The 24,745-nt window shown below is 59.5% G+C and carries 19 protein-coding genes; 7 read left to right on the forward strand and 12 right to left on the reverse strand.

Going from position 1 to position 24,745, the window contains the following annotated elements; genetic code table 11:
- Positions 1-75 precede the first annotated feature (75 nt).
- The 7 genes from V7778_RS08345 to V7778_RS08375 all read right to left on the reverse strand — a co-directional run bounded on the left by V7778_RS08345 (position 76) and on the right by V7778_RS08375 (position 8,694).
- The gene (locus V7778_RS08345; RefSeq protein WP_335553739.1) at positions 76-567 is read right to left on the reverse strand and encodes a NuoB/complex I 20 kDa subunit family protein; all 492 of its coding nucleotides are present in this window, start codon (positions 565-567) and stop codon (positions 76-78) included.
- A gap of 94 nt (positions 568-661) precedes the next feature.
- Positions 662-1,525, reverse strand: coding sequence for a helix-turn-helix domain-containing protein (locus V7778_RS08350; protein WP_335553743.1), 864 nt, complete (start codon positions 1,523-1,525; stop codon positions 662-664).
- 90 nt (positions 1,526-1,615) lie between these two features.
- Positions 1,616-4,444, reverse strand: coding sequence for an Hsp70 family protein (locus V7778_RS08355; RefSeq protein ID WP_335553745.1), 2,829 nt, complete (start codon positions 4,442-4,444; stop codon positions 1,616-1,618).
- Entirely contained in the window at positions 4,441-6,306 is a 1,866-nt protein-coding gene (locus V7778_RS08360; protein ID WP_335553748.1) for an Hsp70 family protein, read from the reverse strand. The genes V7778_RS08355 and V7778_RS08360 overlap by 4 nt, the downstream gene beginning before the upstream one ends.
- Positions 6,303-6,878: a DUF2760 domain-containing protein gene (locus V7778_RS08365; RefSeq protein ID WP_335553751.1), complete on the reverse strand. Its 576-nt coding sequence runs from the start codon at positions 6,876-6,878 to the stop codon at positions 6,303-6,305. The genes V7778_RS08360 and V7778_RS08365 overlap by 4 nt, the downstream gene beginning before the upstream one ends.
- Positions 6,879-6,997: 119 nt before the next feature.
- Positions 6,998-7,417: a type VII toxin-antitoxin system HepT family RNase toxin gene (hepT, locus tag V7778_RS08370; RefSeq protein ID WP_335553754.1), complete on the reverse strand. Its 420-nt coding sequence runs from the start codon at positions 7,415-7,417 to the stop codon at positions 6,998-7,000.
- A 38-nt stretch (positions 7,418-7,455) separates the two neighbouring features.
- Complete coding sequence (locus V7778_RS08375; RefSeq protein WP_335553757.1) at positions 7,456-8,694, reverse strand: putative Na+/H+ antiporter; 1,239 nt, start codon at positions 8,692-8,694, stop codon at positions 7,456-7,458.
- A 215-nt stretch (positions 8,695-8,909) separates the two neighbouring features.
- Here V7778_RS08375 and imuA (V7778_RS08380) point away from each other — a divergent pair, with 215 nt between their 5' ends.
- On the forward strand, positions 8,910-9,350 hold the full coding sequence (imuA, locus tag V7778_RS08380) for a translesion DNA synthesis-associated protein ImuA (protein ID WP_335553760.1): 441 nt from the start codon (positions 8,910-8,912) through the stop codon (positions 9,348-9,350).
- A gap of 151 nt (positions 9,351-9,501) precedes the next feature.
- Here imuA (V7778_RS08380) and V7778_RS08385 read toward each other — a convergent pair whose 3' ends face one another.
- The 4 genes from V7778_RS08385 to V7778_RS08400 all read right to left on the reverse strand — a co-directional run bounded on the left by V7778_RS08385 (position 9,502) and on the right by V7778_RS08400 (position 15,372).
- A complete protein-coding gene (locus tag V7778_RS08385; RefSeq protein ID WP_335553763.1) occupies positions 9,502-11,103 on the reverse strand; it encodes a TnsD family Tn7-like transposition protein in 1,602 nt (533 codons plus the stop codon).
- A gap of 53 nt (positions 11,104-11,156) precedes the next feature.
- Positions 11,157-12,512, reverse strand: coding sequence for an ATP-binding protein (locus V7778_RS08390; RefSeq protein WP_335553765.1), 1,356 nt, complete (start codon positions 12,510-12,512; stop codon positions 11,157-11,159).
- 71 nt (positions 12,513-12,583) lie between these two features.
- On the reverse strand, positions 12,584-14,743 hold the full coding sequence (locus tag V7778_RS08395; RefSeq protein ID WP_335553768.1) for a Mu transposase C-terminal domain-containing protein: 2,160 nt from the start codon (positions 14,741-14,743) through the stop codon (positions 12,584-12,586).
- On the reverse strand, positions 14,740-15,372 hold the full coding sequence (locus V7778_RS08400) for a TnsA endonuclease N-terminal domain-containing protein (protein ID WP_335553773.1): 633 nt from the start codon (positions 15,370-15,372) through the stop codon (positions 14,740-14,742). Before V7778_RS08400 ends, V7778_RS08395 begins: the two co-directional genes overlap by 4 nt.
- Positions 15,373-16,610: 1,238 nt before the next feature.
- Between V7778_RS08400 and imuA (V7778_RS08405) the strand changes: the two genes are divergently transcribed.
- Complete coding sequence (gene imuA, locus V7778_RS08405; RefSeq protein ID WP_335553776.1) at positions 16,611-17,315, forward strand: translesion DNA synthesis-associated protein ImuA; 705 nt, start codon at positions 16,611-16,613, stop codon at positions 17,313-17,315.
- The gene (locus V7778_RS08410) at positions 17,245-18,726 is read left to right on the forward strand and encodes a Y-family DNA polymerase (protein ID WP_335553897.1); all 1,482 of its coding nucleotides are present in this window, start codon (positions 17,245-17,247) and stop codon (positions 18,724-18,726) included. The genes imuA (V7778_RS08405) and V7778_RS08410 overlap by 71 nt, the downstream gene beginning before the upstream one ends.
- Before the next feature lie 92 nt (positions 18,727-18,818).
- On the opposite strand, the gene cadR is transcribed toward V7778_RS08410, so the two are convergent.
- The gene (gene cadR / locus V7778_RS08415) at positions 18,819-19,274 is read right to left on the reverse strand and encodes a Cd(II)/Pb(II)-responsive transcriptional regulator (RefSeq protein ID WP_335553778.1); all 456 of its coding nucleotides are present in this window, start codon (positions 19,272-19,274) and stop codon (positions 18,819-18,821) included.
- Positions 19,275-19,367: 93 nt separating this feature from the next.
- On the opposite strand from cadR, the gene V7778_RS08420 reads away from it, so the two are divergent.
- Genes V7778_RS08420 through V7778_RS08435 form a run of 4 tightly spaced genes read left to right on the forward strand, consistent with a single transcriptional unit; the run spans position 19,368 to position 24,733 of the window.
- Positions 19,368-21,794, forward strand: a complete 2,427-nt coding sequence (locus V7778_RS08420) for a heavy metal translocating P-type ATPase (protein WP_335553781.1) — start codon at positions 19,368-19,370, stop codon at positions 21,792-21,794.
- Positions 21,791-22,135, forward strand: coding sequence for a hypothetical protein (locus tag V7778_RS08425; RefSeq protein WP_335553786.1), 345 nt, complete (start codon positions 21,791-21,793; stop codon positions 22,133-22,135). The genes V7778_RS08420 and V7778_RS08425 overlap by 4 nt, the downstream gene beginning before the upstream one ends.
- Before the next feature lie 46 nt (positions 22,136-22,181).
- Complete coding sequence (locus V7778_RS08430) at positions 22,182-23,462, forward strand: TolC family protein (protein WP_335553790.1); 1,281 nt, start codon at positions 22,182-22,184, stop codon at positions 23,460-23,462.
- Positions 23,463-23,464: 2 nt separating this feature from the next.
- Entirely contained in the window at positions 23,465-24,733 is a 1,269-nt protein-coding gene (locus tag V7778_RS08435; RefSeq protein ID WP_335553791.1) for an efflux RND transporter periplasmic adaptor subunit, read from the forward strand.
- Positions 24,734-24,745 lie beyond the last annotated feature (12 nt).

The raw sequence follows: 24,745 nt of genomic DNA on the forward strand, positions 1-24,745 counted from the left end.
GTGCTTGTTGGAAGTGCAGAGCTTAGGGCATGTGCATGCCGCATGTCACGCATAATCGATGGCGAAGAACGGGCGTCAGCGTCCGATGGTCTGGCTTTGGCGCAGCTTGCGCTGCAGTTGCATGATCCCGTAGACCAGGGCTTCGGCCGTGGGCGGACAGCCGGGGATGTAGACATCGACCGGGATGATGCGGTCGCAACCGCGCACCACCGAGTACGAGTAGTGGTAGTAGCCGCCGCCGTTGGCGCAGGAGCCCATCGAGATCACATATTTCGGGTCCGGCATCTGGTCGTAGACCTTGCGCAGCGCGACCGCCATCTTGTTGGTGAGCGTGCCGGCGACGATCATCAGGTCCGCCTGGCGCGGGCTGGCGCGCGGGATGAGCCCGAAGCGGTCCATGTCGTAGCGGGCGGATGCCGCGTGCATCATCTCCACCGCGCAGCAGGCCAGGCCGAAGGACAGGTACCAGAGGCTGTTGCTGCGCGCATGGCCGACCAGGGTGTCGACGCTGGTCAGCAGATAGTGCTGGCCTTCGAGTGCCGTGTTTTCCAGTGTGCTTTCTTCCATTGCGCTCTCCTTGTGAACGCGTGGAAGAATACGGAGGCGCACGGGCCGCGTCTTGTACCGACGCGACATCGCCGCCCGCCGGGCGCATCCCGGTTTATCCGGTGAAGGCCCGCAGTTCCTCGCTGTCCATCTGCCAGAATCCGTAGCCGGCGCCGCTGTCGAAACGGCGCCTGAGGAAGCTGGCCGGGGTGTCGCCGACGAACTGGCGGAAGTCCCGGTTGAAGTGCGGCTGGTCCACGTAGCCGGCATCGTGGGCCGCCGCAGCCAGGCTGGCCGCGCCGGGCTGGCTGCGCATCAGCAGCGCCAGCGCCATCGAAAGACGCGCCAGCCTGCGCACGTCGCGCAGCGGCAGGCCGTGGTGCATCAGGAAGCGGCGCTCGAACTGGCGGGTGCTCAGGTCCAGGCTCGCGGCTAGTTCCGCGGCAGGCCGCAGCAGCCGCTCGGCGCCGAGGACAGGCAGGAAGGGAGGGGCGCGGTCGGCCCCCACGTGCGTGCGCAGCAGGAAGGATTCGAGCGCTGCGACCAGGTCGCGGCTGCGCCGCGCGCGGTGCAGCCGGTCGAGCAGGGGGAGCATTTCTCCCGGCGCCAGCAGGCTGTCGAGCGGCACAGGATCGGGGCCAAGCAGGTTGACCGGTATGCCGAAGCAGTGCAGGAAGCCGGACGGACGGAAGGTCGCGGAAATGAAGCAGGTGCCGGCTTCGGTCCTGAAGCGGCCCGGTTCGAGCACGGGGCCGGTCACGAAGGCCTGCGGGAGCCGCTCCTCGCGGCCGTCCTCGCGCAGCACCACACTGCCGCCGCGCAGGTAGACCACCAGCTGAGGGTCGGTGCGCGCCGGCAGGTGGACCTCGACCGAGGGGAAGCCGCCGAGCATGATGTTGCGGACGAAGGGCGCCAGTTCCTGGCGCGGCAGGATGATGGTGCGCAGCGATACGTCGTTCAGGGCTGGGTGGAGGAGCATGGCGGTCCGGTGCGCAAGGATGCGCATTTCCGCATATCCTAACAGGATGCGCAGGCATGGCGTGCAGCGCGGCCAGCCCGGCGCGGCCGTTCAGCGCAGCAGTTTCAGCCCCGGCGGCAGGGCCTCGCCCAGCATGCGCGATTCGACCGCCTGGTCCAGTTCGACCACCTCGCGCACCATGGCCGACCACGAGGCGGGTGCGCCGCTGGCGGCCAGGCGGCGCAACACGTCCTCGCGCACGGATTCGCCGATGTCGCGCGAACGGTCTCCCGTCCTGCGCGCGATGTGGGCGGCGGCGAAGCCGGCCGGCTCCACCTTGCGCCAGTCGAGCCCCATCAGCCTGCCCAGCCATTGCTCGGCCACCTCCAGCGGCGCCACCTCGTGCGCGCTGGACTGGAAAGACTGGCGCGCGCCCACGCGGCCCAGCGCCCACAGGTAGCGGGCGTAGCGTGCGGTGGTTTTCGCGTCCAGCTTGGCGGCGGCGGGGATGGCCATGATCTGCTCCAGCAGCCATTCGCCGATCTCGGCCTTGTAGCTGGAGGGGATGCGCTCGAGCGAGGCGCCCATGCGCAGCATGTCGTCCTCGCTGCCATCCACCAGGGTGATTGGGCGGCGGCCGCGTTCGGATTCGTCGGCCTGCAGGTTGAAGGCGAAATCGTCGAGCAGGCGCAGCTGGGCTTCGGACTCCAGGCCGCCGGCGACGCGGCGCCACAGGGTCCACCACTCGGCGCGCACCTGGCTGTCCTTGTGGTACTGCACGCCGTTCTCGAACATGGCCCACAGCTGCTCCATGCGCCAGGCGTCGAGCGCGTGGCCGAAGCCGGGACGCAGGCAATAGCCGGCCAGGTTCAACCAGGCGCGCTCGTGCTCGGCCGAGCGGCGCCTGCCCTTGGCGCGCGCCATCAGGGCGTCGAACAGGCGGCGCAATAGCGGCGTGTCCCAGCGCTCGCGCGCACCCAGCAGGTGTTCGAGGCCGGCGCGCAGCTGGCGCACTTCCTTCACATCGACCTGTTTCGAGCGCGTGCCGAACACGCGCTCGATTTTTTCAATCGCGGCATCCAGTTGCGGCGGCAGGTTTTCCAGTTCCGGCGCGGCGCCTTCCTCGTCCGCGCCCTCGCGCAGCTGGAAGGCCAGTTGCCAGCGCTGGCCGCTGCCGTCCTCGGCGACGCAGTGCACGTCGAGCGAGCCGACTTCGCTCAGCGCGGTCACCAGCTGCACGGGAATCTCGGCGCGCGCCGCGGCGCCGGGTGCGGCGCGCAGCACGGTGGAGATGGCGGGCAGGCGCACCACGTCGGCAGGAACCAGGTCGACCAGGTCGCCGGCCTGGGGCGGGGCCGCATCGGCCACGGTCGACAGCAGGTGGAAGCGCACCGGGCGGCCGACACGCAGGCCGAAGCTGCGGCCTGCCAGCGGCACCTCGATGGCGGCCGGCGTCCCGCGCGGCAGCAGGCAGACGGCGCGCAGGCTGTCTCCGGCCGTTTCGCCATCGAGCAGCAGGTAGTAGCTGCGCGCCGCGCCGCTTTCGATGGCGGGCGCCAGGCCCTGGCGCGCCAGCGAATAGGCGACGCCGCCGCGCGCCACGGCCACGTCCGGGTTCTCGTTGTGCAGCACGCGCAGGGGCGCGCCGCGCCATTGGCCGAGCGTGTCGGCCAGGCGCTGGGCCAGGGCGGCGCCGCGGAACACGCCGCCATTGAGGAGCAGGGTGTCGGGCACCGGCAGGCGGTTGTCGTCGGGCAGGCCCAGCGCTTCGCGCGCGGCCGGCGCATGCTGGCGCAGGAAGCCCGCCAGGTGGCGCGTGATGGCCGCATCGCTGGCGTAGGGCAGGCCGAATTCGACGATGCCCGCGCGCGCGCGTTTCGCCGCTTCCTGGGCTTCGTTCAAGGGGAAGAAGCCGTCCAGGACGATGCGCTCGATGTCGTCGCGGCGCAGGTCCGCCTTGCGGCTGCCGCCGATGAGGCGCGAGCCAGAACCCAGCAGGGTCACGGCCACCGACTCCGGCGCGTCGGGCGCCAACAGCTGCTCCTTGGCGGCGCGGCAGCGTTCGGTGAGCTGGGCCAGGCGCGCGGCGGACAGGCGCCCACGCTCCTCGCCACTTTGCTCCGCCATGCGGTGTTCGATGAGGTGGGCGAGCGCCAGGTCCATGTTGTCGCCGCCCAGGATCAGGTGGTTGCCCACGCCGATGCGCGTGAGCTTCGGTTCGCCGTCCTGCAGCTCCACCTTGACCAGGCTGAAGTCGGTGGTGCCGCCGCCGACGTCGGCCACCAGCACCAGGCGCGCGTCCCCCAGGTCATCGAGCAAGGAAGCGCGGTGGCGGTAGAGCCAGTCGTACAGGGCCGCCTGCGGTTCCTCCAGCAGGCGCACCGTGGGCAGGCCGGCCAGCTTCGCGGCCTCCAGGGTCAGCGCGCGGGCGCCTTCGTCGAAGGATGCGGGAACGGTCAGGACGATCTGCTGCTTTTCGAGCGGCTGCTTGGGGAAGCGCGTGTTCCAGGCCGCGCGCAGGTGGGCGAGGTAGCTGGCGCTGGCCGCCACCGGCGACACCTTGGCGACCTCGCTCTCTGCGCCCCAGGGCAGGATGGGCGCCATGCGGTCGACGCCGGGATGCGAGAGCCAGCTCTTGGCGCTGGCCACCAGGCGTCCCGGCGTGGCGGCGCCCAGCACGCGCGCCAGCCGTCCCAGCGCCACATGCTGCACGCCGGCCGGATCATCTTGCACCCAGGGCAGCTGCAGCTCGCCGGGCGCGAGTTCGCCGTCGGCGGGGTGATAGCGCATCGAGGGCAGCAGCGGCGCGCCGGCGACTTCGCCGGGCGCCACCAGCTGCTCGATCGGGAACAGCTCGATGTTCCCGGCCTTGCCGCCGGTCTTGGCCAGCGCCAGCACCGTGTTGGTGGTGCCGAGGTCGATGCCGACGAGGTAGGTCACGTTCCTTCGACGGTAGTGCGGACGTCGAACTCCACCTTCCAGCGCTGGCCGTCACGCGAGACGGCGGCCAGTTCCAGCGTGCCGGTGTCCGTCGCCAGCGCGTGCAGCTTGACCTGCACCACGTCGCCCGGCACACGGCCCTCGGCCGGTAATGTCGCCTGGATCTCGTTCAGTTCCTGCAGCTCGTCCGGGCCCCAGAACTCCAGCACTTCGCCGATGCGGTCCTGGCGGCGGGTGGTCGAGCCGAAGAAGCGGAAGTGCACCGGCTCGCCCACCACCAGGCCGAATTCCTGGCCCGGGAGTTCAAGTTCGCTGCCTTCTTCCATGCCGAAGGGCGCCACGCACAGGGCTTCGATCGGCGGCTCCATGCCGGGGATGGCCGGCATCGAGGATTCCACGCCGACGTAGTAGGAACGGGCCGTGCCGCCGCGGATGCGCACGCCGCCGCCGCGCCGCGCGTAGCTGTAGTAGGCCGCGCCGCGAGCCACGGCCAGGTCGAGGTCCGCGCCTTCCAGCATGCGCGCGGGTTCCGCGCCTTCCATGTAGAGCCAGTCGTTGATAGTGTCCATCACGCGCTGGGCCAGGATGTTCGACTTGAACACCCCGCCGTTGAACAGCACCGCGCTGGGGTGCAGGAAGCTGTGGTCTGCGTTCACCTTGCCGCTGAAGCCTTCGAGTTCGGCGGTGGCGCCGGCCTGGCGCGCCAGGAAGGCGGCCAGGTGGCGGGTGATGGCGGCATCCTGGGCGTAGGGCAGGCCGATCTGGGTCAGGCCGGCGCGGGCGCGGGTGGCCGGACGCGCCGAGGCTTCGACGCGTGGGAAGAAACCGTCGGTAATGAAGGCGGTGACTTCCTCGCGCGTGAGTTCGGTGCGGATCGAGCCGCCGATGAGTTTCGAACCGCGGCTCGGCACCACGATCGGATAGGCGGCAGCGTTGGCGTCGGCCAGCAGGGCTTCCTTGGCGCTACGGCAGCCGTAGGTGAGGGCGCGCATCTGCCAGGCGTCGAGTTGGGTGCCGTTGGCGGACAGCTTGCGCGCCACCAGGTGGGCCAGGGCCAGGTCCATGTTGTCGCCGCCCAGCAGGATATGGTCGCCCACGGCCACGCGGTGCGGTTCCAGCTTGCCATCGCGTTCGAGGATGGCGATCAGCGAGAAGTCGCTGGTGCCGCCGCCGACGTCGACCACCAGGATGATGTCGCCGGGCTGGACCTGCTTGCGCCAGCGGCCGCCGCTGCCCTGGATCCAGCTGTACAGGGCCGCCTGCGGCTCCTCGAGCAGGGTGGGTGCGAAGCCCGCGTGGCGCGCCGCTTCGGCGGTGAGTTCGCGCGCGGCCGGGTCGAAGGAGGCCGGGATGGTGACGGTGACCGATTGCTGCTCGAAGGGCGCTTCCGGGTGCGCCGCGTTCCAGGCCTGGCGCAGGTGGGACAGATAGCGCGTGGATGCTTCCAGCGGCGAGACGCGCGTGACTTCTTCCGGCGCGTCGTGCGGCAGGATGGCGGCGCGGCGGTCCACGCCGGGGTGGCACAGCCAGCTCTTGGCCGAGGACACCAGGCGGATCGGGGTGGTGGCGCCGCGGCTGCGCGCAAATTCACCTGCAATCGCACCGGTGAAGGCTTCGCCCGCCGTGCTCCAGGGCAGGGCCAGTTCGCCCGGCGCCAGTTCGTCCGGGTGCGGCAGGTAGAGGAAGGAAGGCAGCAGCGGCAGCGCTTCGACCGTGCCGGGCGCGGTCAGCTGGGGAACGGGCAGCACGCCGTCCGCGGTCTTCTCGCCGTCGCTGGCCTGCAGGTCGACATAGGACAGGGCGCTGTGGGTGGTGCCCAGGTCGATGCCGATGGCGTAGCGGGCGTTCTGCTGGTCGCTCACAGCTCCACCTCCGCCGGGGCCAGCACGCGCGCGTCGTGTTTCTCGGCCAGTTGCGGCAGGGTGACCTTGCTCGCACGCCAGCCGCGGTGGCTCAGGGTTCCCTTGAACGGGGCCTGGCCGACCACGTTGCCGGTCAGGCGCACGCTGGCGGCGTCGAAGCCTTCTTCCAGCGTGATGCGGGCGCCTTCAGCCTCAACGCGCACCGGTTCGATCGTGAAGTGCTCGCGCAGCACGCGCGCGCAGCCTTCGTGCACCACGCGGGCGGCGGCGCCGATGTCGGCGTCGGCATAGGCGCTCAGGTTTTCCTGGGCGAAGTCGATCAGGCGGGCTTCGCGCTGGAACAGGCTCAGCAGTTGCAGGGCGGAGTCCGGCGTCGGGGCGCGCAGGGGCGCGGCAGCAGGAGTAGGGGCCGGAGCTGGCGCCACCGGGGCGACGGGCGCGGCGGCCACCGGGCCGACAGCGTCATCGCGCACGCGCGCGGCGAATTCGGCGTCGCCGAGGGATTTGAAGAAGGCGCCGAAAGCGATCGACAGCCTGCTCCAGAAGGAGGGCAAATTGGTCGGTGTGGTCATTTCTTGCTTTTGGTAAGTAGGTGTTGCACCGCCAAAGGCTGTCAGGCGGCGTCGGGATCGGAATCCGGAAAACGCGCCATCATACCAGTTAGCGCGCGTCCTACGCGCCACCCCATCGCTCAGCCGGCGGTACGGGCGCCACCCAGCAAGGCTGCGGCGTAGGCCGTGAAATCGTCCAGGCCGCGCTTGATGATCGTCACCAGGGCGGGCAGGGGCGCTTCCTGGTAATCCCACTCGGCGCGGCAGAATTCGCCGGTGCGCTTGAGGTCTTCGGCCAGGGTGGCGTCGATCCAGCCATGGTCGGCCAGCAGGGTGATGACTTCGCGCTCGTCCTGCGGCAGGCCGAGTCTGGCGTTGCCGATCACGTAGTCGCCCATCTCGATCGCCGCCTCCCAGGTGCGGAGCACATTGAGCGTGGCCGCGTCCTGGCGCGTGATGTCCTCGGTGAAGGTGGCCGGGTCCTTGTCGTACTCTTCGCGGGCGCGGCGGCAGCAGCGTTCGATGGTGCCGGCCTTGCTGACCAGAATGTCGTCGTCCATATGCTTACCTCCGTCATCGGTGCCACCGCGGCGCGGTGTCAGATCAAGAATAACAGCGCGGCGACACAGGTGGGCGCCAGCGCTCCGAGAAACAATCCGGCTGCGCCGATCGATTCATCGGTGAAACCCTGGCGCAGCAGGGCTGCACCGGCCGGATTGGGCGCATTGGCGATCACGGTGAGGCCGCCGCCGCATACGGCGCCGGCCACCAGCATGTACTTGGATTGGTCGCTCAGGCCGGTGATCAGGGAACCCAGGTAGGTCAAGGCCGCATTGTCCGTGATTGCCGTGAGGCCCAGCGCACCGAAGAACAGCGCAGTCGGGCCCAGGCTGGAGACCAGGGGCTGCAGCCACCATTGCTGCATGCCGCCCAGTACCACGAGGCCGGCCAGGAAAAAGCCGACCAGCAGGCCTTCTTTCAGGATCAGGGGATCCTGGTAGCGCTGGTAAGCCTGGGTGAAACCGAGGAACAGCAGGAACAGGCCAATGAACAGCACCGGATGGTGGGCCAGCAGCACGACCAGCGCCAGGAAACCGATGTGTATCAGCGACACGAACAGGGGCGCCGGTGTGAGACCGGCGCCTTCGCGCGGCGCCAGGTGGCCGCGCAGCAGCAAGGTCACGCCGGTGGCATTGACGAGGACCGCCAGCGCCGAGCGCCAGCCGAAATGGGAGAGCATGAAGGCGCTGTCCCAGCCCCAGGTTCCGGCCACCATGAGCACCGGCGGGGCGGCGTAGGAGGTGAGGGTGCCGCCGATCGACACGTTCACGAACAACACGCCGAGCGCGGCATATTTACGCCATTCCGGCATGTCGGGGCGGAATACATAGGGCGCAAGGGTCAGGGCCGCCAGCGTCATCGCGGCCGGCTCGGTGATCAGCGAACCGGCCAGCGGCACCAGCGCCAGTCCGAGCCAGCACAGCGCCACTTCGGTGCGCACCGGCGCCAGGTGCGCGATCGCTCCCAGCAGGGAGCGCACGGCGTCGAGCACCGGACGCGAGGCGGCGATGACCATGACCACGAACACGAACAGAGGCTCGGTGTACTGGCGCGATTCGACGTAGGCGATGGCCGGCGCGCTGCCGCCCATCAGGGCCATCACGAGGATCAGGACGAAGGCCCAGAAGCCGAACACCACCTCGACTTCGCCGAGCAGGTGGAACAGCCCGGCGTGGCGTGGGTAACGGTGGCCCAGGGCTTCGAAAGCCTTGGTGGAAAAGGTATGGATCAGGGCAAGGGCGAACAGGGCGGCGCCGATGATGTCGACGGGATTCAAGCGCGGCTCCCAATCGGGCGGGAAGGTTTGTTCATTGGAGGAACATAAATTGACAAGCCCGCATTATTCCATTTTTCCGCTTCCGGTTGGGATGACACATCTTTAAGTTTGATCAATACCGCATGGCCAACTGGTATGTTCAAAATGAATATACCTTGCCAAATACCGGCTCAGATAGTACTGTATATTCATACAGTATTTCTGCGAATACAACTATGTCATCCACCCAATTCCATGCTGGACGCTCTGCGCCGGAGGCCCTGCATCCTTCGCTGTGGCTCGCGTCGCAGCTGGCGCATGCCGGCACGCGCTGCGTCGACACCGGACATGCGGCCCTGTCGTCCCAGCTGCCCGGCGGAGGCTGGCCCACCGGCGCCATGACCGACCTCATGCTGCAACAGCCCGGCATCGGCGAAATGCGCCTGCTGCGTCCCGCCTTGGCGCACTGCGCCGAGCGCCGCATCGTCCTGCTGCAGCCGCCCCATCCGCCGCAGGCCCTGGCGCTGGCCGCGCTCGGCCTCGATCCGGCCCACCTGCTCTGGCTGCGCAGCAGCCGCAGCGCCGACGCGCTGTGGGCGGCCGAACAGGTGCTGCGCAGCGGCAGTTGCGGGGCCCTGCTGTTCTGGGCCAACCACGTGCGCAGCTGTAGAGAATGAAAAAATTTTTCACTACGTAGCAGAGGGCACCACTCGAGCACAGCAAAGTCGCAGACGACTCATAGAACTTCAATATTTCTCACTGCGAGGCAGAGCCACCGGCAAGATCTTTGATTTTTCAAGTGAAAAAAGCCGTCACCAATGCAACCGGCTATAAATTATTATGCAAGTTTTGTTGCCGTTGTCTTTTGAAAAAAGCTGTATAAGGTTCTACGGCATTCAAGATCGCTGAGAGTGCTCTTGGAAAGTGTGGATTTGCTACAAGCGCATCGATCTCAATTTTTGACACTTCAAGTAAGCGTCGAGCTGTTATCTTTACAGAAGGAATTTGCATCGTGATAGATGATGCAGCTGTCCATATTCTCTCGGCCATTTCTTTATCTTGCATTTCGTAGCTAGGGAAGCTGGCTTTTAAGGCAAGTGTTCTTGCTTTCCTAATGCGCTTCGCGACAGCAATCGCTTCGTAAACATCCGGATTAGTCTTGCCATCGAGGATTTTGTAATCGCGTCGGATTAACCTTGAAATTGTGTCCTTGTGCGCGTTGAATTTATCAGCAATATGGCATATGCCCATTCCTTCGTGATAAAGCTTACGGACTTTTTGTATAAAGACAGCTCCATATTCACAAACTTCTTCAATATTTGGTTCTTCCCGGCGATTCCATTTGCTAGATTTAACCCGAAATGTGAAACCGCAGGAACATTTAAAAACTATAGAATCGTTTATTTTGAAGCTGGTAGATACATAGACGTTCGTTATTACTTTCTGGCCGAAGTGTTCAGCTGCAGGGTTCTGACAACGCCATGCTCGGTGTGTCAGCCCATCGTGTATGTAACCTATACTACGCATGTATTTCGTACGAGGCAAAACATAATTTTTAGAAAATATCTCAAATGCAATGCGTTTGTGAGGTAGTAATTTTTGGCGAGAGCTAAATATTTTATCTAACCAATCCTCGCTCTGATATTTTAAGTCAATTTGTAATTCCAATATTTCAATGGCTTGTTCTCCGAAAAAATTAATAAATTCTTTTCTAAGTTTTTTTATGTTAAGTCTTCCGCCTATTATGGAATAAAGTTTTCGAAATTCGTTAAGACGACTTTTTGGAAGCAGCGTTTCATTAGAAATGGTGCGCTTTTCCAAATACGCCGTGGCTAGCTCAGAGATTTCGAGTAGTCGCTGTTTGGAAGTTTCTGATAAATAGGGCAAGTACTTCTTGGTCTTTGTGATCGGCAACAGCGGTTCAAGGGGAGTGCAGCCACCATATCGAGTTATTGCCTTGATCAGAGGGGTTAAGTGAACTGTGCAAAAATGTACACAGTCCAACTGATGCGTACGATGCCAATATGCTTCGCCAAACCGCTTTGTATCCTCTGTAAAGCAATCTGGACATATTTTAATTATTTTGAGCTGTATATTTGAACACGCCTTAAATTCATAGCGGCGATGTATCTCCAGCATACTTTTCAAGAGCTGATTTCTTGAATTTTCGTCTCGAAATGCTGCGTAGTAAGGGAAAAGCGTAGCGTTATAAGCTAACTCTCGGGGGCTCATGCCGACGAATTGTCCGATTTGCTCATGAAGTAACGTAAGATTGTGAGGCAACGCAACTGACGTATATCTATCCTTATTATAATAGAGCTCCTTGTTAACGTGTCTATGAAAAGACGCCATCGTATGAACCCGATAACGGGCGACCGCGCTGCACAAAAGTTCATCAGGGTACAGTTTCGGGAAGTAGCCGAGTGCCATATTTAACTCATGAGTACAGGCTAAGGAGGGCGCATTTAATAGAAAAATGCAGCTTAATTCAGGTCGCGTTCCTCGCCATAGACCTTTATCGCATCTCTTAATTGATTTAGACTAATTCCATGGACTTCGCTATTTTTCATATCCGTAGCACTAATTTTAAACTCGGGCAACGTCAGGTCACCATATTTCGCAAGTTTGGCAATATCTCCCGTTTTTAGTGCGTCAACCATGGGGGCAACACGTGTAAGCTCTTCATCCGCGACGAGATGAATCAACTTAACGTCTATTTCCTCCGACTTGCAATCAATCGCGCGACGCTGCACATATTGATAGAGTTTTACTGCTAAATCTAGTACCCCCTGGGTTCTCTCATATATGGCATTATTTAAGTCTTGATTTAAAGGGCAAACTTTCTTGGTCCACTGGTAATCCCATAAAATCTTCAAAAACTGGTTCCACTCTTGATCTTGCTTGTGATTCGAAAGTAGGGCTCCAATAGTTCTTCTAGCTTGTCGAAAGTCCGATTGAAGCATTTCGAGGCTGGACATTGTGCCAATCATTACGACGGGCGCGACTGATGTATTCACGAACCGGACGATAAAATTTAAGAATTTTTGTTCTGAGCTGCCTCCTGAAGCAGCTTTAGCGTGTTGGATTTCATCAATAATAATCAAGCCGATTCCGAATAGATGTGCGGCGGCGTTGATTTCGCGAATTAAGTCTTCCACGGTCATATGTCTTTTAGAGAACCGTACCTCGTAAGCTGTACAAGCAATTTTATCGAGTTCACTGAAGAAATTTAGCGCGAGCTGTCGGATAGTGCCGTTATACGGGCATTCGACAATGAGATAGGGAATTTGGTACATCCTTAGCTTAGGATGCCATATAAGTTTTGGAAATTGGGCGAGGCCCCGACGAGTTAGTCTTGACTTTCCAACGCCAGATACGCCAATGATTGCATAAGAGTCGCACATGGGGTCGACGTCTTCAATTTGCTCAGTTGCGCCTCGCAAGCGCGCTAGATATGATTGCTGAAGAAATTGATGAAATTGTGGCGACGATGGAGTACGGTGAACATAGCCACTATATATCATCTCGCTAAGAGTCTGAGCGATGTTGTTCTGGTCGGTTAGAGGTTCATATAGACGTTTGAGTCGCAACATTAAATGTTTGCGGACGTGTGCCGGGTGCTGACGTTCCAAATGTTCAAATGGTGGATGATATGACATTAGCTTTGCTAGATCTTTACGAGATCGTATCGGCCCTAGAGCTTCGATAAATTCATTCCCAGCATATTCGGGGATTTCGCTCGGCACGTAATCTGCGACGACATCTAGCCGCGTCTTGGCACGAGCAGATTCCGTTAGAGTACGGAAAGGGGCCTCGTTATCATTTGGTGCAGCTTTCATTCTTTCACCTCTAACGGAATTCATGGGCCTAGCTGTCCTATTTTCTTTGTTGACTCCAGCCTGCTATCTAGTCAATCTTCATTATCAGCGAATATTGGCACTCGCGCATAACGATCGACAAGCTGCGGTTCGACTGCTGTTTGTCGGGTATACGCGCTTTTTGGCATGGGTATGCCGAAACCAGTTCGATAATTAGTGATCCTGTTTATGGCCTTTTCGATGAGGCGATAGGATCGTATGTTGGAGATTCGGTCTTTTTTGCTCTGGGTCGGTTCACCTATCTCTGTTTTTTCGTCGTTGGCTGTCCTTGCAATGTCCTCGATGGCTTTCTGATGCGTCAGTTGGCGGCCAAGAACATCGTAAGCCATTTTTGTATTTGTCTTCCTCGCCTTTGCCGCGTTGGCCAGTACCTCCTCTACATATAAACACAGATCAGAGGTATTCGTGCTAATTAATGTGCATACTGTGAAATTATCTCGGTAGGCCGGATCATGAAGGTATATGTTATTGAGGTTGTGAGGGTGATATGAGATTGTGACTTTAAATCGGCCCTTTCCACGTGCCTTGGTGAACCAATTTCGCTGGTGCACCTCTGCAGAATAATAGTTCCGACCTAAGAAGCTAATTCCATTTGCAGTTACACTCACCTCAGCTGTTGGGAGTAGCGCAAATATGAGTTTGTTTTCAGAATGACGTACGAGGGCTCCCATGCGGTTTCGGCTGCCCCATTTCCATAGATGAGACGGTATTGCAGGGATTTCCTGCGCTACCATCGAATTTTCTAGCGGATAGCCATTGATTGGCGTAGTGTTGTGTTCAAGTATGCAGTGGATAGCAATCTTTGTGAATTCATGTAGGGTCAACGATGCATCAAGTCGATAATCTGGACCAGTGCGCTGGACAAAGTCCTTTTCTACATATCCTTTTACGTCTGCGGCAAATTTTGCAGGAAGTAGACGGAATTGCCTCTCTACTATCCCTTTCCAATCCGCTCTGTAAGGCGGTGTGTTTTCCACATCGAGCACTTCGGCAAGTCTGTCAGCTTGTTTAGAAAGAAGTTCGCCTCGGTCGCCTAGTAGAACACTAGCTAATGGCGTATTTGGCCACTCATCCGGATCGATTTCTATATCGAATTGTCTGCAAAATTCAACTTTGTTCAAAGTCACGTTATGGATAGCCATCATTGCTGTTGCCCATGACGCCTGTTCCAGCCCGATGTATAGGCCAACGATCAAGCGCGACCAGACATCGATGACGACATAAAATACGGGACGCCCCACAATCGTATTACGATCGATCCTCGAAACTAAGTACACATCAGCAATGGTGGCATCGATCTGGTAACGGTAGCCTGGGCCGATTGATTCGAACGTGCTATTACCAAGTAGCGGTCGTAATGTTTTTTCGAAATATGTCCTACCTTTTCTTGCTATTACTACATCGTATTCTTCATTTTGTTTTTTGTACCAATAAATAAATTGCTGGTATGTTGGGATTTCATCCGGATGTGTAATTGATATTTTTCCCTTGCTATCGATGGTGATTTTGTCTCGGTAATAGTGGTGGATCATTTTGAGGTAAGCAAGCTTCAATGTTGCCTTCTTGTTTTTCTTATAAAATAGATTCGTCGCTACCCGTATTATATTTCTGTGTTCTTCGGAGATATTCATGCCGATACCGGGGGTTTTCGATCGTGGAGCACCGCGTTTGACTTCCACCGTGGTATCGCCTTCCGGGGTGATAAGAGTTTTTGCTCTACTTGGTTTTATTTTTCCAGGGGCGCCGCAATTGTTGCGTTTGCCAAAGAGTGCTGAAGGTGTGCAACCCATCTGCCAGTATTCGCATAGCCAATCTCGAATACTGTCGACGTGACAATTTGTTTCAACGGCTCGTATAGATATTTTATTGTTTCGGTAACGAGACTCAAAGATCGCCGGTATATCCTTCACCAAGGGTTCAATGGTAGTCCAAGCTTTTTCTTTTCGAGATATCATCCCGTCAGTTAGTGCGTGGCTAAACGGTAAATCTAGCGTTGGATCGTTGATGATTTCCAAATCACCATTTTCCAGCATGCTCGACCATTCACAATGACTTGAAATTCCTGGCGAACAGCGACGGCCGCGCATCGGTATGGAAACGATTAGGTCATTCCCCTGGGATACATAAAGAATCCGCTTGGTATCTTGATTTTGGGGCAAGCAGATAACGGTGTTTTTAATTAAAGCATTCATCTGAATTGACGAAAGGTATCTAGTTTTTTGTTCACTTTAATTTCTGAGATTGGTGTATCCCATATTTGTTCGCGGTTCAAATTGGTTTGCAGCAGACGTGTTGAGAGCAAGTGTCGAGCTATCATAAGGTGAGCTCCCGGCTCATCTGCAAACTGTGCGTCTAGCGCCTTGCATGTATCAGCTAATCCTGATTCATCACTTCCTTTGTGCCGGATACGAACAATAAGGTTCTGGGCAAGCTTGGAAAAATATCCGTTGCGTGGCTCCACAAAATTGGAAAAGTCACTGTATTGTCGTAGCCATTGCAGGCTGCGCTTGAGGTGGAGCGGTATGTCGTGTTCTGTCAAAATTTGGAATTTGATGTTTCTTTCCAACCAGTATACTTCTTCAATCTTGAGCTTCTCCTTAGTGCGAGGTTTTTCAAGGTGAGCATTAGGTTTTATTGAAACAGCCTTATATGTCACTTTTCCCGCGTTTTTATATGTGATGACTAGGTCTGTGGTCATGACCAACTTGGTATCGCTCGTTGGGTCTTTTGGATGCTTGAAGCCTAACACTGATGCAATGCGGATGGTGTCGGCTCGGCTCAAGGCAAACTGCTCACGTATATCGATGACTGTCTCATCCATATCGAATGTTAAGCAGTGCGCGTATTCAATATCAGAGAGTAAGTGAAGTACCCGGCCGTTTAGTTTGCTGTATATTCGATGTGACCGGCCACGACTTGGAACGTCCCGTACGAAAAGATATGGGGAATACTTCCCCCCAACTCCTTGGCCGCGTCCTTGACTTAACAATTTCTGGATATCTGATTCATTTCGTGTGTATCGCTTTTTAGCCATTTTCGACTCCTTGGCTGCTCTGCGTTTGCTGACAACTCTTCACAAAACCTTTGAGTCGCTCAGTAATGGATAACTGGCAAATGATTCATCAAGAAAACTTTGCTTGGGAATTGCTTTGGGTCATGGCCTGCCGTGTTTTGTAAGTATCAATAAATATAACTATGTTTACCGAGCAGATGCAATTCATTTCACGAGAATGGAATAGTTTGTTGCGTAGTTGGTGAACAAAATTCGGACTTACCCTTCAGTAAAGCTGTTATTTTGCAATAATAGTTTTATAGGTACGCGGAATTTAGAAAGTGTAGAGTTCCAATTGGAGTGTTTTTTGCTGTGGAGATAGTGGTTGGCCTGCTGAAGCGGCACTGAAAACACCGCAGGCACTCAATTGCTGTCGCAGCTAGCAACGCTGACTAAAGCCGCTCAGGCCGACAGCGGCTGGCTGAAGAAGGCCAGCATGCTGCTTGCCAGGGCGCGCTGGAAGGGTTTGCCCATCGGCGAGCAACGGGCCGCAGCATAGCGAATGAGCGCAACGATCACTGCCGCGCGGGCAGAGCGCGTAGTTGACCTTGCAAACGTTGTCAGGTTTGACTGGCATTCTGTAAGCATTCACGATTGCCGCGTCATGGTTTGACAATATGACTATTGCGCCCGCGCCGTAGACGCATGGCGCCCCTTACCATCGCCGTGGCACAAGCCGAAGCTGATACCGTACGCGCAAGGCTAGACGTCGTCCGCAGTGCGGGTCCCCGGCCTTGGGATCAGCGCCGGCACCAGCGCTACCAGCACAGCGGCGATTCAACGGCTGGAATTGCTGTCTTGTTCTTCTTCCTGCGGTAGGCTCTACGACCTACCTCCTGCAGCTCGCGGGAGTTGTCCTGTATGAGGCATCATATGTTGCCAATTGGACACATCTGCAAATGCTTCTCATACGATTTTTGCTACTGCACTTCAGGTACACGCGTCCACGCCTTGCTAAAACCTAATCAATCATATACTGTATGGGCATACAGTATTGTGAGGCTGATATGTTACCTAAGATCCATTCGACGCCGGAGTCGATTCACCCGTCGCTATGGCGCGCTTCGCAGCTCGGCCGTTCGAGCACGCGTTGTGTTGACACCGGCCATCCTGTCTTATCTGCCCAGTTACCGGGAGGGGGATGGCCGACCAGTAGCATAGTTGAGCTGCATTTACGTCAGCCTGGTACAGGCGAGCTGAGGCTTCTGCAGCCTGCACTGGCAGCAGCTGGTAAGCGTCGGGTAATGATGATTCAGCCGCCACATGTCCCAAATTTAATCGCGTTGGCTGCAATGGGATTGAATCCATTACAAGTTACCTGGGTACAGCCTGATCGCACAGCTGATGCCCTTTGGGCTGCCGAACAAGTTCTCCGAAATGGCGGATGTCACGCTCTTTTGTTTTGGCCAGGTCACATTCGAAATGAGAGCCTGCGACGCTTGAGTTTGGCTGCTGCCGACGGAGAAAGCCTTTTCTTTTTGTTCCGTCCGCTCGCAGCAGCGCAGGATCCTTCGCCTGCGCCGCTTCGGATCGGGGTTCGGCCAGCGCGCGGCGGTGTTGAGATCGACTTCCTAAAACGTCGGGGGCCACAGCGCGAAACTACACTGTTCCTACCCTTGTCTCCCTCCTTTGTTCATCGTCATGCGCCTGTGGATCGGACTATATCTACCCCAGCTTCCACTCGAGGTCTTCGAGCCGAGTTGGTCCAGTAACAGCGTTACGGTCATCCTTGAGCGAGAGAAGGTTCTAACGATGTCGCGCGGCGCGCGCATGGGGGGTATCAAGCCCGCGATGCGTCGCGGCGGTGTGTTAATGCTGGCACCGGATGCTCGGATCCATGAACGCACCGCTGCCCGGGAAGAAGCTGCACTACAGGCCGTCGCGATGGCAATGCTTCAATACACGCCACAAGTGACGTTGGCGGACGAGTCGACGCTGTTGCTGGATATCGGCGCGAGTTTGCGGTTGTTCGGTGGTATCCGATCGTTATGTAGACGCGTTCGCGCGGACCTTCGTGGTTTGGGATTTACTGGGAAGTTAAGCTGCGCTCCAACGGCGCGGGCAGCGTGGATGCTTGCGCGCGTTGGCGGCGGCCGCATGTTAAAGCAACAGTCATCAGAGCGAGCGCTGTATCGTCTTCCAGTCACAGTTTTGCCAGCGGCGAGGCCCTTCGCTAGCTGGTTTGAAGGAATTGGCTGCGATACGATCGGTGACTTGCGACGGCTGCCGCGGCCTGGTCTTCAACGTCGATGTGGCCGTGCATTGCTCGATCTCCTTGATCGCGCGTTCGGCAGCCTTCCTGAGGTGTTCGAATGGATCGAGGCGCCCACGAACTTCAAAGCAAAGATGGAGCTTTTTGACCGCATCGAAAATGCCGACCTACTGCTGTCTGGCGCGCAGCGTCTGGTTCTGCAGCTGATCGGCTGGTTGTGTGCAATGCAGCTTGCAGTAAGGGGCATCATGCTCAAGCTTGAACACGAACGCGGCCGTGTCGCGCGTGCGCCGACCGAAGTCGAGATCCTCTTGGCCGAGCCGGTCTGGCATAGTGATCACATCGTGAGGTTGCTGAAAGAGCGACTTGGAAAACTGGTACTGGAAGCTCCAGTAATCGGGTTGGTGCTCCAGACAACCCAGCTGCAACTAATGGAGCCTCCCACTGAGTCGCTTTTTCCTGAGCCGGGCGGCACTGAGGAAGACCAGATACGCATGATCGAGCTGCTCGTGGCGCGCCTTGGCGAGGATAAGGTTCGCCAGGTGAAGCCTGTGGCGGATTACCGGCCCGAGGTTGCGAACACGTGGGTTCCGATCCAAGAGAAGGTACGAGAGGCGGTGATTGCCGACCAGCTGCCACCGAACCTGAGCAGCATTCTACGGCCGAGTTGGCTGCTAGTGAAGCCGATCCCGCTGCTCGTGCGAAACCACAGGCCGTTCTATGGCTCGCCGCTGCGGATGGTGTCTGGCCCAGAACGTGTCGAGGCGGGGTGGTGGGGAGGCACGGCCGCCAGGGACTATTGGATTGCGGAAGGCCAAGAACACGCCTTGTACTGGATTTATCGGGAGCGGGTCAGCAGCGCCGATGAAGACCCAGAACCACGCTGGTTCCTCCATGGGTTGTTTGGGTAGCGAGTGCGGCTGACCGGCCGCCAGATGCATGATTGAGTTACTGGTAGCACGTTTTGGGAAAGCGTCTACCCGAGTGGTGGTAGCCCACATACCTATCGAAAGTGTCCGAGCTCGTGAGGGAATGCCAATGCGACGTTTTTCTCGGTATGTCGCGCAGGCTCGGTACCGAGGGCATGCAGGATGGCACACGAGCGTGTCGTATCAGCGACTACACAACGGCTCCTAAGCTCACGTAGCTGTGCTTCCAGAGCCGTAAGCGCTCGAATCCGCTCGACGACATGACCGATATGCTTGTCGAGAAGTTCGTTTACTCCTACACACCTTACCTGGGGATCGTCCCGAAAGTCCAGCAAGGTCCGGATTTCGTCCAGGGTCATGTCCAGCGCCCTGCAATGACGTATGAACAGCAGACGTTCACTGTGCCGCTCGTTGTATGTCCGATAATTATTCATCGCGCGCTCAGGCGGCATGAGAAGACCGATTCGCTCGTAATATCGGATGGTCTCCACCAAGCAGCCGGATCGCTCCGCAAGTTCGCCAATTTTCATAGAGATTGTCCTGTTTCGTTTGCTAGACGCTTGACCCTGCACCTGCTACAGGGTTTCCAATACCGACTATACATAGTTTGCAGAGGAAATGTCATGTCGGATTGCCAGAGCAAGGCCTGTTGCGCAAAGCCGGCCGAGATAACGTCGGCGTTGGTCAGTCCGGACGTCGTCACAAGCGCACTCGAACTGAGTATTGCCGAGATGGACTGTCCAACTGAAGAAGGGTTGCTGCGCCAGGCGCTGGGCCGGGTGGCGGGCGTTGGGCAGCTGGACTTCAATCTCGTCCAGCGGAAACTGCGGGTCTCGCATAGCCTCCCCGATCCGGCTCCTATCATCACGGCTATTCGGGCCGTTGGTATGGAACCGGTCGTCGAAGGCGGCATCGACGCCGAGGCCAATGCGGCACATACCGTGTTCAGCATCGAGAACATGTGTTGCCCGACCGAGGAGGCGCTCATTCGCAGCAAGCTCGCCGGCCTATCTCAGCTTAAAAAGCTGGAGTTCAATTTGATGCAGCGACGCCTGGCCGTCTGGCACAGCGGCCCTGTTTCTCAGATCGAGGACGCGCTGAAATCGATTGGCATGGAGGGGATGGCCGTCGCAAACGCGCCGGGCCAACGCACCGCGCCGGCCGCGGTACCAACACAGAAAAAGCAATTCATCGGCCTTCTGCTCGGCTTGACTGCGGCGATTGCCGCCGAGGTCATCGCATGGAGCACCGGGGTCGAGAATTCGGTGCCGGTCATTCTCCTGGCAGTGACCGCCATTGCTGTTTCTGGCCTGGGCGTCTACAAGAAGGGCTGGATAGCCCTCAAGAACCGCAACCTCAACATCAATGCCTTGATGTCGATTGCCGTCACCGGCGCGGTGCTAATCGGCCAGTGGCCGGAAGCTGCGATGGTCATGGTCCTGTTCGCGCTCGCCGAGCTGATCGAGGCGCGCTCGCTCGACAGAGCACGAAACGCTATCCAGGGGCTGGTTGCCCTGACGCCGGATACCGTGCAGGTACGCCTGAAAGACGGCGCCTGGGCGGAGCGCGAAGCGGCAGGCGTCCCGGTCGGCACCATTGCGCGCATTGGGCCCGGGGAGAGGATTGCCCTGGACGGTACGGTGACGGCCGGGCAGTCTGCAGTGAACCAGGCCTCGATCACGGGCGAAAGCATTCCGGTTTCAAAAGCAGTGGGTGACATGGTGTTCGCCGGCACAGTCAACGAGACCGGGTCGTTCGAATACCGCGTCACGGCTGCCCACAGCAATTCGACGCTTTCGCGCATCATCCGCGCCGTCGAAGAGGCGCAAGCAAGCCGCGCACCTACCCAGCGTTTTGTCGACAAGTTCTCGAAGGTTTATACGCCGATCGTGTTCGCGCTGGCACTTGCGGTCGCGATCTTCCCGCCGCTGATGTTGGGAGCAGAGTGGATGCCATGGATTTACAAGGCGCTGGTACTGCTCGTGATCGCCTGCCCCTGCGCGCTTGTGATTTCGACCCCGGTGACGGTTGTCAGCGGCCTTGCCGCTGCAGCCAGGATGGGCATCCTGATTAAGGGTGGCGTCTATCTTGAACAGGGTGGCAAAGTGCGTTCACTGGCCCTAGACAAGACCGGCACCATTACGCAAGGCAAACCGGTCGTGACCGATGTATCCGACTTGCGAGGGAACGTGGGCAGTGCACTGCAACTGGCGGCATCGCTTGCCGATCGCTCGGACCACCCCGTGTCGACCGCGGTGAGCCGCCACTGGTCGGATCAGGCAGGCGCCGCTGCTGTATCGACGGCGACGAACTTCGAGGCTTTGACCGGCCGGGGCACGAAAGGAAAAATCGACGGCAAGTGGTACTACCTGGGCAACCACCGCTTGGTGGAGGAGCTTGGCATTTGCAACGACGTAACTGAGGCCGTGCTCGCGAAGCTCGAAGGCGAGGGCAAGACCGCAGTGGTGTTATGTGACGAGACGGCGCCGCTGCTGATCATTGGTGTGGCTGATACCATCCGCGAAACCAGCCGCGAGGCGATCGCCCAGCTCCACAAGCTTGGCGTTCGCACAGTCATGCTCACGGGCGACAACGCAGTCACCGCGGCCACCATCGCGCGCCAGGTTGGCATTGACGACGCCCGGGGCAATCTGCTGCCGCAGGACAAGCTTGTGGCAGTTAATGAAGAGATCGCCCGGCACGGGGTCGTCGGCATGGTCGGCGACGGGATCAACGATGCCCCCGCGCTGGCCAAGGCAAATATCGGCTTCGCGATGGGCGCGGCCGGTACCGACACCGCCATCGAAACGGCCGACGTCGCACTGATGGATGACGACCTGCGCAAGATCCCTCAGTTCATTCGCCTGAGCAAGCAGGTAAGCAGCATTCTCAAGCAGAACATTTTCGCCGCGTTGGCAATCAAGGTAGTGTTCCTCCTGCTGGCCATTGCCGGATCGGCTACACTGTGGATGGCTGTGTTCGCCGATATGGGCGCGAGCCTGCTTGTCGTGTTCAACGGCCTGCGGCTGCTGCGTCAGAAAAACCAATGAAACGCTTCTTCCTGATTCTCCTGCTCGTGCTCCTGCCGCTCCAGTTCTCCTGGGCGATTGCGGGAGCCTATTGCGCGCATGAGGAAGCGGCTGCTCCGCACTTCGGCCATCACGTGCACAAGCACGACAAGGCGAACGAGGACGGCAAACACGATGCAAAGAAGATCCAACTTGATACCGACTGCGACTATTGCCACCACGTTCCGACCAGTGCGATTTTTTCCGCAAGTTCCGCGTTAGCCCAGCTCGGCCCGACCGTCCATCTCCGCTATGACGGTCCCCGCTATGTCTCGTATATCCCCGACTTGATTCCCCGGCCCGACTGGCAAGCACTCGCCTGAGGCGGCGGATTTGTCCGCCGAATAGAGATCTTGTTCGGAGAAACAAATGAAGAAAGCAATCCTATCGCTTGCGATGGCGGGGATGGCCTGTGTGCCGCCCCTCGCGCAAGCCCAGCTGGGGGCTACCGCTCCCGCTGAATCGAAGCACAACGCGACAGTTTCGTTGACGGTCGATGCAGCCGTGGAGCGTGCGCTACGCGTGCATCCAGAGATCCGTGCCGCACTTAACGAAGTGGCTGCCCAGGCTGGGGCAGTGAAGCAGGCAGGGACGCTTCCCAATCCGGAACTTGAACTGCTGCGCGAGGGCTTTGACGAGCCGGACCGTACATCGACGGTGCAGCTGAACATTCCACTCGAACTCGGCGGCAAACGTTCCGCACGCATACGTGCGGCCGAGCGCGAGCAGCATGTTGCGTCCCTGGACGTCAGCGCCGTACGCGCGCGCGTACGCGGCGAAACCATCGCGGCCTACTACGAGGTGCTTGCAGCCATGGAGCGCAGCCGCCTGGCCGGCGAGATTGCGTCGATCGCAGCAAAGGCAACCGACGTGGCAGGTAAGCGGGTCCTTGCGGGTAAGGTGTCTCCGGTCGAGGAGACCCGGGCCAGGGTGGCACAGGCAAGCGTGCGCATCGAGGCCGTGCAAGCCAGGCGAGAGCTCGTGCGTGCCAAGGGAAAGCTCGCGGCAATGCTAGGCGCGGATCCGCGCAATATCGAGATTGCAAACCCGGGCGCCGTCGCGCTGCCGCGTCTTGCGGCATTGCATGAGCTGCTCGCACAACTGGAGCGTGCACCGGGCGTAGCGCGTGCTCGTGCACTGGTCGAGCAACGCCAGGCCTCGGTCGACGTCGAGCGTTCCCGACGCATGCCGGATGTAACGGTCGCCGTAGGCACGAAGCGCGAGGATGGCCGCAGGCAGACTGTGGTCGGGCTGTCGGTCCCCCTGCCATTGTTCAACCGTAACCAGGGCAGCCTGCTCGAGTCCCTGCGCCGCACCGACAAGGCCCGCGACGAGCTGGACGCCGAGTCGCTACGCCTGCGCACCGAGCTGGTCGACGCCTATGCCCGCCTGTCCGCAGCCCTCGAAGAGGTGGCCGTGATCGCGACGGACGTGCTGCCCGGGGCCGAGAGCACCTACCAGGCCGCCAGCCGTGGCTTCGAGTTGGGCAAGTTCAGTTTCCTGGAAGTGCTCGACGCGCAGCGCACCCTGTTCCAATCGAAAAACCAATATCTGCTGGCGGTGGCGGAGAGCTACCGGGCATCGGCCGACATCGATCGGCTCGTCGGCACGACAGGCCCGCTCACCGGTACCACCCAGGCACAGGAGTAACAATGAAGAAAAATCAGTTGAAGATCGTTGCGATCATGGTGGTCCTGGCCATCGCATTCAGCGGGTTCGTCCTGTTCAAGGGCCGCAGTGGCGGCATAGAACAGGCCGGGCACAGCGAAGCCGCCGAGCATGTCGAAAAGGACGAGCATAAGGAAGAAGTCGGGGCCGCCAAAGAGGGCAAAGGCGACGAACATGCCGGCGAAACGCACGGTGACGAGCACGGCGAAAAGCGCGAAGGCGAAGGTCTGATCCGCTTCACCGACGACCAGATCAAGCTCGCCGGCATCACGATGCAAACCGCAGCCGCGGCGCATCTCGACACCTTCATCCGAATGCCCGGCCAGATCGCGCTCAACGAGGATCGCACCGCCCACGTCACCGCGCGTGCACCTGGCGCGGTGGAACAGGTTGCCGCAACGCTGGGCCAGAACGTCAGGAAAGGCGATGTCCTCGCCGTCATCGCCAGTGCCGAGATCGCTGACCAGCGTGCCGACTTGGCTGCGGCCGAGAAGCGCCTCGCCTACGCACGTAGCGTGTACGCATCGGAAAAGTCACTTTGGGAAGAGAAGATCTCCGCTCGCCAGGACTACCTCAAGGCAGAAAGCGAGCTGCGTGAAGCCGAGATCGCCCTGCAGAGCGCACTCCAGAAGCTGGCGGCGCTCGGCAGCCAGGGCGGCGGCTCGGGGGCAAGCAACCGCCTGCAGGTGCGCGCACCGTTCGGTGGGACGATCGTGGAGAAGCACGTGGCCCTGGGCGAAGTCGCCGGCGCCGATACACGCATCTTCACCATTTCGGACCTGTCGACCGTGTGGGCGGATGTCGTCGTGCCGGCTAAGGACCTGGAAATCGTTCGTGTCGGTACCGAAGCGGTCATCCGCTCGGTCGCCTCCGACACGACGGCGCCAGGCAAGGTCAGTTTCGTTAGCAGCCTGATCGGCCAGGAGTCGCGCTCGGCCAAGGCCCGGGTCATCTTGGACAATCCGAAGACCGCCTGGCGGCCGGGGCTCTTCGTGAACGTCGACATCGTCACCGGTTCGGCGGAGGTGCCGGTGGCTGTCACACGGGAGGCGCTCCAGACGGTCGAGGGACGCCAGGTCGTGTTCAAGCGCGTTGGCAAGGGCTTCATGGCCCAGCCCGTGTCGGTCGGCCGCTCGGACGGGCGCCTGGTCGAGATCGTAAGCGGCATGAAGGCCGGCGAAGCGTACGCCGGCGCCGGCAGCTTTGCCATCAAGGCCGAGGGAGCCAAGGGCGATGCCGAGCACGAGCATTGAACGGGGACCAAT

The sequence above is a fragment of the Massilia sp. DD77 genome (assembly GCF_036961685.1).
In the GTDB taxonomy this organism is placed as follows: domain Bacteria; phylum Pseudomonadota; class Gammaproteobacteria; order Burkholderiales; family Burkholderiaceae_D; genus Telluria.

Coding starts and splice junctions, on each gene's coding strand:
- V7778_RS08365 (WP_335553751.1), bottom strand. CDS start 6,878: ATGACCACACCGACCAATTTGCCCTCCTTCTGGAGCAGGCTGTCGATC.
- V7778_RS08385 (WP_335553763.1), bottom strand. CDS start 11,103: ATGGCACTCGGCTACTTCCCGAAACTGTACCCTGATGAACTTTTGTGC.
- hepT (WP_335553754.1), bottom strand. CDS start 7,417: ATGGACGACGACATTCTGGTCAGCAAGGCCGGCACCATCGAACGCTGC.
- imuA (WP_335553760.1), top strand. CDS start 8,910: ATGTCATCCACCCAATTCCATGCTGGACGCTCTGCGCCGGAGGCCCTG.
- V7778_RS08390 (WP_335553765.1), bottom strand. CDS start 12,512: ATGAAAGCTGCACCAAATGATAACGAGGCCCCTTTCCGTACTCTAACG.
- V7778_RS08350 (WP_335553743.1), bottom strand. CDS start 1,525: ATGCTCCTCCACCCAGCCCTGAACGACGTATCGCTGCGCACCATCATC.
- V7778_RS08425 (WP_335553786.1), top strand. CDS start 21,791: ATGAAACGCTTCTTCCTGATTCTCCTGCTCGTGCTCCTGCCGCTCCAG.
- V7778_RS08395 (WP_335553768.1), bottom strand. CDS start 14,743: ATGAATGCTTTAATTAAAAACACCGTTATCTGCTTGCCCCAAAATCAA.
- cadR (WP_335553778.1), bottom strand. CDS start 19,274: ATGAAAATTGGCGAACTTGCGGAGCGATCCGGCTGCTTGGTGGAGACC.
- imuA (WP_335553776.1), top strand. CDS start 16,611: ATGTTACCTAAGATCCATTCGACGCCGGAGTCGATTCACCCGTCGCTA.
- V7778_RS08435 (WP_335553791.1), top strand. CDS start 23,465: ATGAAGAAAAATCAGTTGAAGATCGTTGCGATCATGGTGGTCCTGGCC.
- V7778_RS08420 (WP_335553781.1), top strand. CDS start 19,368: ATGTCGGATTGCCAGAGCAAGGCCTGTTGCGCAAAGCCGGCCGAGATA.
- V7778_RS08410 (WP_335553897.1), top strand. CDS start 17,245: ATGCGCCTGTGGATCGGACTATATCTACCCCAGCTTCCACTCGAGGTC.
- V7778_RS08400 (WP_335553773.1), bottom strand. CDS start 15,372: ATGGATGAGACAGTCATCGATATACGTGAGCAGTTTGCCTTGAGCCGA.
- V7778_RS08430 (WP_335553790.1), top strand. CDS start 22,182: ATGAAGAAAGCAATCCTATCGCTTGCGATGGCGGGGATGGCCTGTGTG.
- V7778_RS08345 (WP_335553739.1), bottom strand. CDS start 567: ATGGAAGAAAGCACACTGGAAAACACGGCACTCGAAGGCCAGCACTAT.